Source organism: Bradyrhizobium sp. HKCCYLRH1034, from assembly GCF_051168375.1.
Lineage (GTDB): Bacteria > Pseudomonadota > Alphaproteobacteria > Rhizobiales > Xanthobacteraceae > Bradyrhizobium.
Map to the genome: position 1 here is coordinate 284,427 of NZ_JBNPUW010000009.1, position 13,995 is coordinate 298,421.

Consider the following 13,995-nt stretch of genomic DNA (forward strand, 5'->3'; position numbering starts at 1 on the left):
CACGGCGGATCTCTGAACGAGGCCTCACGTAGCGACCGGACGACACGGCCGACATTGGACAATTTGTCCAATACCGGAGCGGCGCCGAGGACGACAATTACGGGGCGACAATAGAGTATGAGAGGACTGCAGGCAGCGCGATGACACAGGCAGCGGCGACCGCCGACGGCGAAACCCATCTCTCCCGCACGCATGAGGCGCATCCGGGCGAGATCGCGATCGGCGTGATCATCGGGCGCACGTCGGAGTTCTTCGACTTCTTCGTCTATGCCATCGCCTCGGTGATCGTATTTCCGCGCCTCGTGTTTCCGTTCGCCGACGAGCTGACGCAGACCCTGTATTCGTTCGCGCTGTTCGCGCTCGCCTTCATCGCACGCCCGTTCGGCAGCGTGATCTTCATGGCGATCGACCGCCGCTACGGCAAGAGCGCCAAGCTGATCACCGCATTGTTCCTGCTCGGCACCTCGACCGTCGCGATCGCGTTCCTGCCGAGCTACCACACCGTCGGCGCCGCGGCGATCTGGCTGCTGGCGCTGGCGCGAATCGGCCAGGGCCTCGCCTGGGGCGGCGCCTGGGACGGCCTCGCCTCGCTGCTCGCCATGAATGCGCCGGAGCACCGGCGCGGCTGGTATGCGATGATCCCGCAGCTCGGCGCGCCGCTCGGGCTGATCGTCGCCAGTGTGCTGTTCGCGTTCTTCGTCGGTTATCTCTCCGCGGCCGACTTCTTCGACTGGGGCTGGCGTTACCCGTTCTTCGTGGCGTTTGCCATCAACGTCGTGGCGCTGTTCGCGCGGTTGCGCATGGTGGTGACGCCGGAATATGACGAGCTGTTCCAGTCGCGCGAATTGCAGCCGGCACGCGTCGCCACCACGATTCGGCACGAGGGTCGCAACATCGTGATCGGCGCCTTCGCGCCGCTGGCGAGCTTCGCGCTGTTCCACATGGTGACGGTGTTTCCGCTGTCCTGGGTATTCCTGTTCACCAAGGAGACCCCGGCGCGCTTCCTGATCATCGAGGCCGTCGGCGCGGTGTTCGGCGTCGTCGCGATCGTGGTGTCCGGCATGCTGGCCGACCGCATCGGGCGCAAGTCGCTCCTGATCGGCTCGGCGATCGCGATCGCGGTGTTCTCCGGCTTCGCGCCGCAACTGCTCGACGCCGGCCCGGTCGGCGAGACCATCTACATGGTGCTCGGCTTCATCCTGCTCGGCCTGTCGTTCGGCCAGTCCTCGGGCGCGATCGCCGCCAACTTCGCGCGCACCTATCGCTACACGGCCTCGGCCCTGACCGCCGACCTCGCCTGGCTGTTCGGCGCCGGCTTCGCGCCGCTGGCGGCATTGGTGCTCGCCGCCAATCTCGGCCTGATTTCGGCCGGCGGTTATCTCTTGTCCGGCGCCGTCTGCACCCTGCTCGCGCTTTGGCTCAGCGCGCCGCGGCAGATGCAGCAGGTGTAGGGCGCTACGAGCCCCGCCACTTGCGTTCGGCCTCGTCCCACGCCGCGAGCGGCTGCAGGTCCGGCACCCAGGCGAGTCCGGTCTTGGCGTCGGACGAGACCGCCTCCGGCGTCACCACCATGTCGAGTAGCGCCGGGCAGTTGGCGAGCGCGCGCTGGATCGCAGGGCCGAGTTGCTCCTCGGTCTCGACGCGCTCGGCATGCATGCCGAAGGCGCGCGCCATCGCGGCGTGATCGGCAAATTGCAGCCTGGTGCCCACGACCTTGCCATGGGTGACGGTCTGGTCGTGGACCTCGATCTGCCAAGCGCCATTGTTGGCGACAACGATCAGCACCGGCGCCTTGTGGCGCACCGCGGTGTCGACCTCGATCGCGTTGAAGCCGAACGCGCCGTCGCCGGTCGCGACCACCACCGGCTTGTCTGGATAGGCCAGGCTCGCGGCAATGCCATAGGGCACGCCGATGCCGATACAGCCGAACGGGCCGGGATCGAGCATCAGGGGCGCGCTCAGGCCGACGCGGGCGAAGGACAGGAAATCACCGCCGTCGGTGATGACCACGGCGTCATTGCCGATCGCGTCCTGAATGGCCGAGAGCACGCGATTCGGATGCAACCGGCCGTCGGAGCCGGCCAGCGCCGTCGCCATGCTCTGCTTCAGCTTGGTCGCGCGCTCCTGATGCGCCGCCCGCAGTCTTGCAGCCCATTGCCGATCGACGGCCGACTCGCGATTGCCCGCCAGCGACACCATCGCGTGCAAGGTCTCCGCTGGTGTCGCCAGGATCTCGGCCGCACCGCGACGGTTGTCGCGCAGCTCGCTGGCGGTGTCGCTGATGCGGACGAATTTGGCGTCCTTGAACACAGCCGGGGAGCCGTAGGCGAGCTGGAAGTCGAGCCGGCGGCCGACCGTCAGCACGACATCGGCATCGCCCATCACGGCGCCGCGCATGGCGCCGACCACCGAGGGGTGATCGTCGGGCACGAGCCCCCTGCTCTCGCCGGTGTCGAGATAGACGGCGCCGAGCCGGTCGAGCAGCGCGATCAGCTCAGGGCCGGCGCCGCGCGCGCCGCGGCCGGAGATGACGAGCACGCGGCGCGCCGACCACAACAGCTCGACCGCCTTCTCGACCTCGGCCGGATCAGGCCGCGCTGCCGCGCGCGGCTTCGGCGCGAGATGCTCCTCCAGTTGCAGCGCCTTGGGCACGATGCCGCGCAAAGTATCCACCGGGAAATCGATGAAAACGGGCCCGGGCTCGCCGCCGTCGCCGAAGGCGCGGGAGATCGCCTCGTCGAGCTCCTGCAGCACCAGCGACGGTTCCCGCACGGTGCGCGCATAGCGCGTGATCGAGCGCACCAGCTGGGTGTGATCCATGTCCTGCAGGCCGCCGCGGTTCTCCTGCGGCCGCGGATTGCCGCCCGAGATCACCAGCACCGGCGCGCGCGAGACATGGGCATTGGCGATGCCGGTGATCGCGTTGGTCATGCCCGGCCCGGCGGTGACCAGCGCGACGCCGAGCTCGCCGGTGAGCTCCGCATGCGCCTGCGCCATGTGCACGGCGGCGCGCTCGTCGCGCACGTCGATGATGCCGATGCCTTCCGCGTCCAGCCGCATCCAGATCGGCATGATGTGGCCGCCGCACAGCGCGAACACGCGGCTGACGCCGCGGCGCTTGAGCAGGCGGGCGATCAGATCGGCGGCACTGTCGGGAGAGATCTTCATCTGACGACTCCTGCGGATGGTGACGTGATCAGCCCGGCGCGAGCCAGGCCACGAGCAGCGAGACAGTGAGGACGGCGAAGATGTGTGAAACGAGAATCGAGCCGGAGGTGACGCCGGCCTCCAGGCCGTAGAGCTTGGCGATCGTGAATGGTCCCGAGCCGATCGGCAGCGCGCTCAGGATCACGGCCGAATGCGACCACAGCGGCGGCATCGAGAACACGTGAAAGGCGAGCAGCGCGGTCACCGCCGGCTGCATCACGAGCTTCAGCGAGACGAGGATGACGATCGAGGTCGCATCGCGCGTCGCGACGCGCTCCTGTGCCAGGAACAGCCCGATGCAGACCAGCGCGGCCGGCGAGGCTGCGCCGCCGAGCAAGGTCGTGAAGCTGAGGAATGGCGCCGGCAGTGAGAATCCGCTGAGGCCGACCGCGAGTCCGGCGACGGGCGCGATGAACAGCGGGCTGGTCAGCAGCGAACGCGCCACCTTGGCGACCGTCGCGCCCAGCGTGGCGCCCTTCTGCAGATCCATCTCGACGACCACGATCGCGAACAGGAACAGCACGCAGGCCGTGAACAGGGTGGCGATGATCGAGGCCGGCGCGCTGTCCGGACCGAACACCAGGAGGCACATCGGAATGCCCATGAAGCCGACATTGCTGTAGCCGGCGTCCAGCCCCTCGATGCTGGCGTTCGCAACGCGCCGGCCGCGCAGACGGCTGATCACGAAGCCCGTCGCGAACGTCGCGGCGATGCCGCCGCAGAACGCGCCGATGAAGCCGAACTGGCTGACCTGCTCGACGCCGATCTTGGACATCGCGGTGAAGATCAGCGCCGGCAGCGCCAGATAGACGGCAAAACGGTTGAGATTGTCGGTCGCGGTGCGATCGAACACGCCGAACCAGCCACACAGGAATCCGGTCAGGATCAGCGCGAAGATCGGAAGGGCGGAATTGAGGACGGCCTGCATCGCAACTACATATCAGACCGTAAGCCATTGCAGCGACTCACTGCGAGAATCTCTTCTTCAGCTCGCGATGCAGGATCTTGCCCGTCGCGTTGCGCGGCATCTCGGCGTCGGTGATGAAGGCGTAGGAGCGCGGTCGCTTGAAGCCGGCGAGTCGTTCTTTCGCCCATTCGACCAGGTCGCTCTCCTTCACCGCCATGCCGTCGCGCGCCACGATCACGGCATGGACCCGCTCGCCCCATTTGTCGTCGGGCAGGCCGATCACGGCGATGTCCTTGACGGCCGGATGGGCCCCGACCTGCGCTTCGACCTCGGAGGGATAGATGTTCTCGCCGCCCGAGATGATCATGTTGCTCTTGCGGTCGGCGAGATGGATGTAGCCGTCGGCATCGCGGCGCGCCATGTCGCCGACCGAGCAATAGTCACCGCGGAACGCCTCCGCGGTCTTCTCCGGCAGGCGCCAATAGCAGTCGAAGGTGTGCGCGTTCGACGAATAGAGCTCGCCCGCCTCGCCGTCCGGCACCTCGTGGCCGGCCTCGTCGAGGATGCGGATCGGTGCGGCGCCGACACACTCGCGCCCGACCGAGCCGGGCTTGGTGAACTGCTCATGCGGATGCAGCATGGTGACCCAGCCAGTCTCGGTCGCGCCATACAGCTCGTAGAGCCCGGACTTCGGAAACATCTCCATCACCTCGCGCTTGGTCTCCGGGCGCGCCGGCGCCGAGGAGATCATCAGCTTGGTGACGGCGCTGAAATCATGCTGCGCGCGCACCGCGCGCGGCAGATCCAGCATCATGATGTAGTGAGTCGGCACCAGCGACGTGAACGTGGAGCCGCCATCGGCAAGCGTCGTCACGGCGTGCTCGGGATCGAAGCTCTTGCGCGAATAGATCGAGTTGACGCCGCCGATATAGCCGAACGCGCCGAAGAAGTTCAGCGAATTGGCATGGCACATCGGCATCACCAACAGCGCGCCGTCGTTGCGGTTCAGCTTCAGCTCGATCTCGGTGACCATCGACAGCAGCACGGCGCTGCGATGACTGCGCAGCACGCCCTTGGGCTTGCCGGTCGTGCCCGAGGTGTACATCAACGTCCAGGGATCGGACAGCGCGACCTGCTGCTCCGGCTCGCGGGACGACGCCTGCGCGATGATGTCCTCGTAGCCGCGATAGCCGGCCGGGCGCGGCCTGGTGCCAAAGTGGATGAAGCGGTCGTCGGCGATGCCAAGATCCTTGCGCGTCTCCTCGACCAGGCCCACGAGTTCGTCCTGCACGATGACAGCGGCCGCTTCGGCATTCTGCACGATGAACTGCATCTCGGGCGCGGTGAGGCGGAAATTGATCGGCAGCGCCACCAGGCCGGCCTTGGCCGTGGCTGCATAGATCTCGCACCATTCGACACAATTGTAGGCAAGGATCGCAACCCGATCGCCCTTGGCAAGGCCGAGCCCGAGCAGCGCGTTTGCGAGCCGGCACGCGCGCTCGTTCCACAGCGCAAAGCTCATCGCACGTTCGAGATCTCGGGCACCGGTGCGCTCCGGCGACATGCGCGCATGGGCCGACAGCATCTGCCCGAAATTCAAGAGATCCCTCATCGTCGTTTCCTCCCGGCAACCGGGTTCACGACGCCGACTGGCGCGCGCCTCCAGCGGAGCGCGATGAAGGTCGGCGGCGGATTAGTTGATATCCTTGGTGATCCGCACCAGCGTCTGATCGACGAAGCTCTTGGCGTCCTGATCCGGCTTGCGGAACAGCTCGCGCTCGACCGTCAGCGTCCGGCCTGGCACCGTCTTCTTGCAGACCTCGCGCAGGAACACGCCCCCGACGGGCTGCTCGCCTGCGGTCGGCTGCTGCTCCTTGCACTCCCAGCCCTCGGCGCCATAGCGCGACTTCACCTGGTTGCCGAGCAGGAACGCCTTCTTGCGAATATAGAGCCGCGCCTTCGGATCGGTCTCGATCGTCAGGCCGGTGACGGTGCCCTTGTCGTCGACCAGGACCGTCAGCAGCACGGGATGACCGGCCACCTTTGTGCCGTCCTGGCTGGTCTCCGGATCGAAATCGAAGCGCACCGCGTGCCGCGCCTGCTCGTCCGCGGGACAGTCGCGCCATGCCGACCACGCATTGAGCTTGCGATTCGGATCCTTGGCGCAAGTCAGATTGACATAGCCCTGATCGGGCAGGTCGCCGACCGGCATGCCGACGGTGATGTCACGCAGATCGTAGTTCGGCACCGCCTGCGCGGAGGCCGCGTGCATCACGAACGACAGCACGAACGTGGCGAAGATCGCAGCGCAGGTCGACCGCTTCATTTCGATGGCTCGCTTGCAGGCTTGGTGGCATTCGCCTTGTAGATATCGCAGACCCGCGACGTGTTGCCGAAGAAGGCGGTGCACTCGTCGTAGGTCGGCTCGCCGCGCCCCTTGATGTGCGCGAGCACGTAGTCCGCGACCGCCTCGATGTCGTTCGGCCGCAGGAACACGCCGCCTTCCGGCGGCATGCGCTCGCCGACATCCTGGCGGCTCATGCCGTAGCACTTCGCCGTGTCATAGGAGCCGCGCGCGAAGTACGGCATGCCCGTCCCGGGCCGGCCGCAGGTCACGGTCTCGATGATCTGGTCACGAGTGAGCTGCGTCCTGCGCAGCGACAGCGCGTCGCCGCCATAGCCACCACCGCCATTGCCGTGCCATTTGTGGCAGCCGACGCAGTTCGCGCGCTTGAACACGGCCTTGCCGGCCTCGGTCGGATCCGCCGGCGCCGCGGACTGCGCCGACGCGAGCGAAGCGGAGCCGAGGACGAGAGCCGACGTCACGGCGAACGTGATCGCACTGAGTTTCATCTGATCTTCTTGTCGAACAGGGGATAGGAGGCGGAGCGGAGGCCATGCCTCCGCTCCGCAGCCGACTTCACAGCGAGAAGACGTAGAGCATCGAGCCGGGCTGGATCTTCTTCAGCTCGGGCGTGGATTCGATGAACCACTTGTCCCAGGCGCCGCCGAGACCGACCAGGATCGCGACATACTGCTTGCCGTCGACCGAGAACGTCACGGGAGGCGCATTGACGCCGCCACCGGTGTTGAACTCCCACAGCTTCTGCAGGGTCTTGGCATCGAGCGCCATCACCTCGCCCGAGGGCTGACCGGTGAAGACGAGGTCAGGCGTCGACAGCATGCCGCCGAGATTCGGGAACGGCGTCTCCATCTTGCCGGCGATCTTGCCGGTGGTGACGTCGATCGCGGTCACGCTGCCCGTGATCTTGAACGGCTGGCTCGGTCCGCCGCCGGTCCAGAACTCGCGCGGCTTCAGCTTGTCCTTGGTCGCTTCTTCCACGGTGATCCGGTTGCAGCTCTCGATCACCGGGATGTACCAGAGCTTCAGGTCCGGATTGTACGAGGTCGGCGGCCAGTTCTTGCCGCCCATGTTGCCTGGGCAGATGTCCGCGACCTTGTTCTCACGATGCGGCGACACCGACGCATTGTAGCGCTGCACCGGGTTCTTCGGATCATACTCGATCGGCTTGCCGGTCTCGGCATCGAGCCCCTTGGTCCAGGTCACCTTCTTGACGAAGGGCAGGCCCCAGATGAACTTGCCGCTGGTGCGGTCGATCGCATAGGCAAAGCCGTTGCGGTCGGCCTCGAGCGCGAGCTTCAGGGTGGAGCCGTTCGGCGCGGGCACATCGACCAGGACATTCTCGGCGACGCTGTCATAGTCGAAGGGATCGTTCGGCGTGTGCTGATAGTGCCACTTGATCTTGCCGGTGTTGGCATCGAGCGCCAGCGAACTGTCGGTGTAGAGGTTGTCGCCCGGACGATAGGCGTTGTCCCAGTCCGGACCGGGATTGCCGACGCCCCAGATGATGGTGTCGGTCGCCGGGTCGTAGGTCCCGGTCACCCAGGTCGAGCCGCCGCCGGCCGCGGCCGCGTCGTTGCTGTCCTTCCAGGTCTCGCTGCCCGGCTCGCCCTTCCCCGGAATGGTGTGGGTGCGCCAGACCTCCTTCTGCGTGCCGAGATCGGTCGCCGCGATCCAGCCGCGGATGCCGTATTCGGCGCCGGCCACGCCCGAGATCGCCATGTTCTTCACGATCAGCGGCGCACCGGTGATCACCTCGCCCTTGTCGGGATCGGCGACCTGGCGCTGCCAGGCGACCTGTCCGGTCTCCTTGTTGGTCGCGATCAGGCGGCCGTCGAGCGTGTGCGAAATGACGAGATTGCCCCACAGCGCGACGCCGCGATTGTCGACGCCGCAGCAGGCGATCGCACCGGCCCAGTCGTGATCCGTCTTCGGATCCATCTTCCAGACCAGTTGGCCTTTGCCACCGCGCGCGTCGATCTTGTAGACCGAGCCCCAGCCGTCGGTGACGTAGATCATGCCGTTCTCGACGATCGGCGTGCCTTCGAGACCGCCGTGGCTCCAGATGCCGCCGCCCTCGACGCCGCCGAGATGCATCGTCCAGGCGACCTTCAGGTTCTTGACGTTATCCTTGTTGATCTCCTTCAGCGCCGAGAACCGTGTGCCCGAGTAGTTCTTATGATGGTGCAGCCAGTTGCCGGCTTCGTTGTCGGCGTTGAGAAGCCGTTCGGGGGTCATCTCGTCGGCGGCCTGCGCCGGCGATGCAAGCTGGAAACAGGCGAAGGCTGCGCTGGCCAGCAGCACCGCCCGCAGGGTCGACCTGACGTTAGTCCTCATCGTTTCCTTCTCCCATTATATTGATTATGAGTTGGAGCGAATACCGCTCCGCCAAGCGCGACGGCGGAGGGCAGCAGGCGACAAACACGCTTCAAGGGGACTTGCGAACCTCGACCTCCGTTTCGATGGATCCTGCTTTCTGGAACACGATCGTGCAGGTGAAGCGCTGGCCTGGCTCGAGCGGCTCCCGCGTCTGCAGCAGCATCACGTGATAGGCGGTCGGCAGCAGCACCAGCGTGCTGCCCGCGGCAATTGGAATGTTGGGAATGGAGCGCATCGCCGGCGCGCCTTCGCCGCGGTCGACGGTGTGCCGCTCCGAAAAATTGGCGATCGGACAACGCACGCGCATCAACGCTTCCGGCGCGCTCGTGTCATTCTTGATCGTGATCAGCAACGGGATGTCGCGTCCCACCTCGGGCGCCGCCGGCACCCACGCATCCGACAGGGTCAGGCCTTCTCCGGCCACCCCGAGCGCAGGCGCCATCGCTGCAACCGACGCCACAGAGGCCGCCAGCAATGCGCGCGAGACCGCCGGCATCACGCCGGCGCGCACGCTGCCCTCCGAGCGCGCGGACCAAACCTGATCGCGCTCCAGACTGGTCGGATCTTCCGACAACGGAGTCCCTCCCCTATATGGCCGCCTCTTTAACTTGCCCTAGGGCGGCGCCCTTTTTTGAATTCGTACTCTGAATTCGAATACGTCGCAAATGGATTTTCTGTCTTGACATGCTAATGTCCGGCAAAATGTGATGACCCATGCGAATCGTGCCCGCCGCTCCCTCTCTGGTCGACCAGGTCGTCGAAGCCATCACTGACGAGATCGTCAGCGGCGTTCTCGCGCCGGGCTCGCGGCTGATCCAGGACGATCTGGCCCAGGCTTACGGAGTGTCGCGCCAGCCGGTTCAGCAGGCGCTGATCCTGCTGCGCGGCTGCGGGCTGGTGCAGAGCGCGCCGGGCCGCGGGTTGATCGTGGCGCCGCTCGACCCCGGCTTCGTCCGGGACCTCTATGAGATGCGGGCAGTGCTCGAAGGCCTCGCGGCGCGACTGGCCGCCGAGCGGGCGAGCGATCGCGCTGCGCGCGAAGGTCCGGCCTACATCGCGGCCGGCTACGAGGCGGTGAAGAGCGAGCTCGTCAACCGCAAGATCGAGACCGACATCGCCTTCCATCGCTTCCTCGGCGACCTCTCCGGCAACGCGCTGATCGGCGAGACGATGGCACCGCATTGGCCGTGCCTGAAGCGGGTGATGTCCGACGTGCTGCAGAAGGAGCAGAGCATGTCACGGATGGTCTGGGACGAGCATGAGGACATTCTTGCAGCCGTCATCGAGGGCCGCAGCGCCGAGGCCGAACGGCTGAGCCGGGAGCACATTTCGCGCGCGGCCAGCGTGTTCATCCATCACCTCGAAATCCAGCAGGACAGCAAGTCCAAGCAGCGGCGGACGCTCACTGCGCGGAAATTCCCGCTATGACTCCGTTCAAACCGACAGCGGCCGCAATGCGAGCGCTGGGCTCCGGCACGGCAGCCTCGCATTCGCGACCGGACATCACACCTGATCCCGTGGAGGCCGTGTGCCGCCGCTGAAGACCCAGCCGAGCCTGACCGAACGCGTCTACGAGCGCATTCTCTCCGACATCGTCGGCGGGGAGTTGCCGGAATCTGCCCGCCTCATCCAGGACGATCTGGCCCGCGACCTCGGCGTCTCGCGCCAGCCGGTGCAGCAGGCCCTGCTGCTGCTGCGCAATCAGGGCTTTGTGCGCGAGGCGCCGGGCCGCGGCCTGGAAGTCGCGCCGATCGACACCGACTTCATCCGCAACCTCTATGAAATACGCGCGGTCGCCGAGGGCCTCGCCTGCCGGCTCGCGGCGACCCGCGGCGCCAAGCGAGCGGCCGAGGAAGGCCCGAATTTGATCGAGCAGGGCCGGCGCGCCGAGCGCGAGCATTCGGTCGAGAAGCTGATCGAGGCCGACGTCAGGTTTCATGAATTCCTCTACGAGATCTCCGGCAACTCCGTCATCCAGGACACCACCCTGCCGCATTGGCTGCATCTGCGCCGGCTGATGGGCGAGGTGCTGATGCGCGACGAGACGCCGCGGCGGATCTGGGATCAGCATGAGGACATCCTGCGGGCGGTGATCGCGGGCGATGCGCAGACAGCCGAGGATCTTGCCAGGCAGCACATCACGCGAACCGCAACCGTGCTGCTGGCGCGGTTGACCAATCAGCGCGAGCGCGTGCCGGTCGCAACGGCGTCCTGATCACCTCGGGCTTGGCTTCTGCCCGCAACATCCGACGGCACCGCCGTCAGGAACCCCAGCATCGTTTCGAAGGGATACCCAGCATCCCACTTCAGCGTCGGCAGCAGCGCCGCCGCTATGGTCAAGCCGCCGGCAAGCTGAAAGAGAACGTGGCGCCGCCCTGCGGCTCGTTGCTGGCCAACAGCTCGCCGCCGTGCTCGCGGACGATGCCGTAGCTGATCCACAGCCCGAGCCCCGTCCCCTCCCCGACGCGCTTGGTCGTGAAGAACGGCTCGAAGATGTGGGTCAGATGATCCTTGTCGATGCCCGGGCCGTTATCGGTGATGCGAAAGGCGATCTCGCTGCCCTGGCGCGCCACCGCGACCAGAAGGCGCGGCAGGTCGGTCGATCGCATCGCGTCGATCGCGTTCTCCACGAGGTTGACGATCACCTGATGCAGCTGGCCTTCGTTGCCCAAGATCCACAGATCCGGCTCGACCTCGATCTGGATGTCGACACGATGCTGCTTGGTGCGCCCTGCCCACAGCACGGCGGTATTGATCAGTCGCTCGATGTTGACGCGCTCGACCTCGCCGAGCTTCGAGAACGACAGGCGGCGCAGGTTCTTGACGATCTCGCTGATGCGCACCGCGCCTTCCAGCGTGCCGTCGATCAGCGGCCCGAAATCCTCGAGGATGGCGTCGATCCTCAGATCCGAGCGAAGCGCGGCGATGTCCTCGCTGACCGGCTGCTCATGGATGGCATCGAGATAGCCGACCAGCGAGGTGCGGTAGCGCATCAGGGTGTGGATGTTGCCATAGACGAAGCTGATCGGATTGTTCAGCTCGTGGGCCACGCCGGCGACGAGCCGGCCGAGGCTCGCCATCTTCTCCTGCTCGACCAATTGCCGCTGCGCCCGCTGCAACTCCTGATGCGCCTTGTGCAGGGCCTCATAGGCGCGGCGCAGCTCGCCGATCGGACGGCCCGTCAGCACGACGCCGATGAAGCGGCCGCGATGGTCATGCCGCGGCGAGCTGTTGATCGCGAACAGATCGGAGCTGACGCCGGCTGCCGCGGCAAAGCGCAATTCACCGTCGACCACATCGGCGCTGCTGCGCGGCTTCAGCAGCGAGGCGAGCTTGGGCCGATGATCGGGATCGATCATCTCGGCGATATCGCGACCGGCGATGTCGGCCAAGGCCCGTCCCGATGTCTGCAGGAATGCGGAGTTGGCCTGCTGTACCGTGCCCCTGGCGTCGCAGACGACCAGGATGTCGGAGACGGACTCGATGACGTTGGTGACGAAGGCCTGGGCTTCCTCGAGCTCGGCGTTCTTGTGCTCGAGATCGACCTCGTAGCGCAGCAGGTCGGAATAGACCTCGTCCATCTTGCGGATCACTTCGATCCACACGCCTTCGCGCTCGCTGTCGAGTTCGAGCGTGCTGCTGCTCGCGATAAGCTTGAGCAGCGTGTCAGCCCCGGACTCAGGAGAGTGAGTGGCCTTTGCCATGTTTCTTCAGATCATATCTCGACAATTTGTTCCGGAGCCCCACCCTTGACAGGCCGAGCTCGCTGGCGACGCGACTGATGTTACCATCATATTTCTCCAGACAGTGAACGATGATGGTCTTTTCAAGATCCTCGACCCTGTCCTTCAGGCTCCCGGAACCGTTGAGCTTGCCATTGGCGATCGCGGGCGCGGCGCGGCGGCCGTTGCGCCGGCCGGCGAACGGCGGACAGCGCAGTTCGTCGGCATCGGCCAGCACGGCCATGCGCTGGATCTCGTTCTGCAACTCGCGAACATTGCCGGGCCAGTGATAGCGGGAGAATTCCTCCAGCGCCGCCGGTGCGAACCGCAGATGCGGCCGGTTGAACGATGTCTTCACCGCCGACAGCACGCCCTCGGCGATCAGCGGAATGTCCATCGGACGCTCGCGCAAGGACGGCATGTGCACCGGAAACGCGGCGAGCCGGTAGTACAGATCGCGGCGGAAGCGGCCGGCTTCGACTTCGGCCTCGAGATCCCGGTTGGTGGCAGCGACCACGCGCACGTCGACCTGGCGCACGCGCTGCGCGCCGAGCGGCCGGATCTCGCTCTCCTGCAGCACACGCAGCAACTTGACCTGAAAGGCGGGGGATGTCTCGCCGATCTCGTCGAGAAAGATGGTGCCGCCGTCGGCGACCTCGAACAGGCCGATGCGGTCCTGATAGGCGCCGGTGAACGCGCCCTTCTTGCAGCCGAACAGCTCGCTCTCGAGCAGCTCATCGGGTAGCGCGCCGCAATTCTCGACCACGAAGGCCTTGGTGGCGCGCGCAGAGCCATAGTGAATCGCACGCGCCAGGAGCTCCTTGCCGGTGCCGGATTCGCCGGTGATCAAGACCGAGATGTCGTAGTCGGCGGCGCGCCGGCCGAGCTCGATCACGTTGCGCATCGGGCTCGCCGCCGAATGCACGATGCGGTCGAAATCATAGAGCTGCTTGGCGGCGCCGCGCTTGACCGACACCACCTTCTTGATGTGGGCCGGCGTGGCCTTCACGTCGACGCCGGCGGTCTCCGTCTCCTTCTGCAGCCGGTACAACTGCACGGCCTCGCGGACGATCTCGATCAGGCGATCCGGCTGCCAGGGCTTTGTGATGTACTGATAGATGCCGGCCTCGTTGAGGCCGGCGATGACGTCCTCGGAGTCCGAATAGCCGGAGATGATCATCCTGACAGGGTCGGGCCACATCTCGCGCACGCGCTTCAGGAAGCTGACGCCGGATTCCTGCGGCATGCGCTGGTCGCAGATCACGGCGTGCACGATCTCGCCTTCGAGCAGCTTCTCCGCGTCGTTCGTGTTGCCGGCACACAAGACCTCGAAGTCCTGGTTGAGGACGCGGCGCAGCGCCTCCTGCGACCGGACCTCGTCATCCACGACCAGTATCGTTCCCTGGATCCCCATCGCG

The 13,995-nt window shown here is 66.1% G+C and carries 12 protein-coding genes; 3 read left to right on the top strand and 9 right to left on the bottom strand.

Annotated features, from left to right (window positions below):
- Positions 1-140 precede the first annotated feature (140 nt).
- Entirely contained in the window at positions 141-1,451 is a 1,311-nt protein-coding gene (locus ACQR0W_RS22825) for an MFS transporter (RefSeq protein ID WP_316169830.1), read from the top strand.
- A gap of 4 nt (positions 1,452-1,455) precedes the next feature.
- Here ACQR0W_RS22825 and ACQR0W_RS22830 read toward each other — a convergent pair whose 3' ends face one another.
- The 7 genes from ACQR0W_RS22830 to ACQR0W_RS22860 form a co-directional block, all read right to left on the bottom strand.
- Positions 1,456-3,168, bottom strand: a complete 1,713-nt coding sequence (locus ACQR0W_RS22830) for a thiamine pyrophosphate-binding protein (RefSeq protein ID WP_316169831.1) — start codon at positions 3,166-3,168, stop codon at positions 1,456-1,458.
- A 28-nt stretch (positions 3,169-3,196) separates the two neighbouring features.
- Complete coding sequence (locus tag ACQR0W_RS22835; RefSeq protein WP_315752391.1) at positions 3,197-4,135, bottom strand: AEC family transporter; 939 nt, start codon at positions 4,133-4,135, stop codon at positions 3,197-3,199.
- A 37-nt stretch (positions 4,136-4,172) separates the two neighbouring features.
- The gene (locus tag ACQR0W_RS22840; protein ID WP_316187329.1) at positions 4,173-5,726 is read right to left on the bottom strand and encodes an AMP-binding protein; all 1,554 of its coding nucleotides are present in this window, start codon (positions 5,724-5,726) and stop codon (positions 4,173-4,175) included.
- An 81-nt stretch (positions 5,727-5,807) separates the two neighbouring features.
- On the bottom strand, positions 5,808-6,440 hold the full coding sequence (locus tag ACQR0W_RS22845) for a hypothetical protein (protein WP_315825299.1): 633 nt from the start codon (positions 6,438-6,440) through the stop codon (positions 5,808-5,810).
- Positions 6,437-6,967 (bottom strand): c-type cytochrome, encoded by a 531-nt coding sequence (locus ACQR0W_RS22850; RefSeq protein ID WP_316187328.1) that lies wholly within the window; start codon positions 6,965-6,967, stop codon positions 6,437-6,439. The genes ACQR0W_RS22845 and ACQR0W_RS22850 overlap by 4 nt, the downstream gene beginning before the upstream one ends.
- Before the next feature lie 67 nt (positions 6,968-7,034).
- Entirely contained in the window at positions 7,035-8,813 is a 1,779-nt protein-coding gene (locus ACQR0W_RS22855) for a PQQ-dependent dehydrogenase, methanol/ethanol family (RefSeq protein ID WP_315825300.1), read from the bottom strand.
- 91 nt (positions 8,814-8,904) lie between these two features.
- Positions 8,905-9,429, bottom strand: coding sequence for a copper chaperone PCu(A)C (locus tag ACQR0W_RS22860; RefSeq protein WP_315825301.1), 525 nt, complete (start codon positions 9,427-9,429; stop codon positions 8,905-8,907).
- Between the two features lie 140 nt (positions 9,430-9,569).
- On the opposite strand from ACQR0W_RS22860, the gene ACQR0W_RS22865 reads away from it, so the two are divergent.
- Together ACQR0W_RS22865 and ACQR0W_RS22870 are read left to right on the top strand one after the other, a co-directional pair.
- Complete coding sequence (locus ACQR0W_RS22865) at positions 9,570-10,283, top strand: GntR family transcriptional regulator (protein ID WP_315752384.1); 714 nt, start codon at positions 9,570-9,572, stop codon at positions 10,281-10,283.
- A 100-nt stretch (positions 10,284-10,383) separates the two neighbouring features.
- A complete protein-coding gene (locus ACQR0W_RS22870) occupies positions 10,384-11,070 on the top strand; it encodes a GntR family transcriptional regulator (protein WP_315825303.1) in 687 nt (228 codons plus the stop codon).
- 121 nt (positions 11,071-11,191) lie between these two features.
- Here the strand turns inward: ACQR0W_RS22870 and ACQR0W_RS22875 are convergent, their stop codons facing one another.
- Together ACQR0W_RS22875 and ACQR0W_RS22880 are read right to left on the bottom strand one after the other, a co-directional pair.
- Positions 11,192-12,559 (bottom strand): sensor histidine kinase, encoded by a 1,368-nt coding sequence (locus ACQR0W_RS22875; protein ID WP_315752381.1) that lies wholly within the window; start codon positions 12,557-12,559, stop codon positions 11,192-11,194.
- Positions 12,534-13,991, bottom strand: coding sequence for a sigma-54-dependent transcriptional regulator (locus ACQR0W_RS22880; RefSeq protein ID WP_316187327.1), 1,458 nt, complete (start codon positions 13,989-13,991; stop codon positions 12,534-12,536). Before ACQR0W_RS22880 ends, ACQR0W_RS22875 begins: the two co-directional genes overlap by 26 nt.
- Positions 13,992-13,995 lie beyond the last annotated feature (4 nt).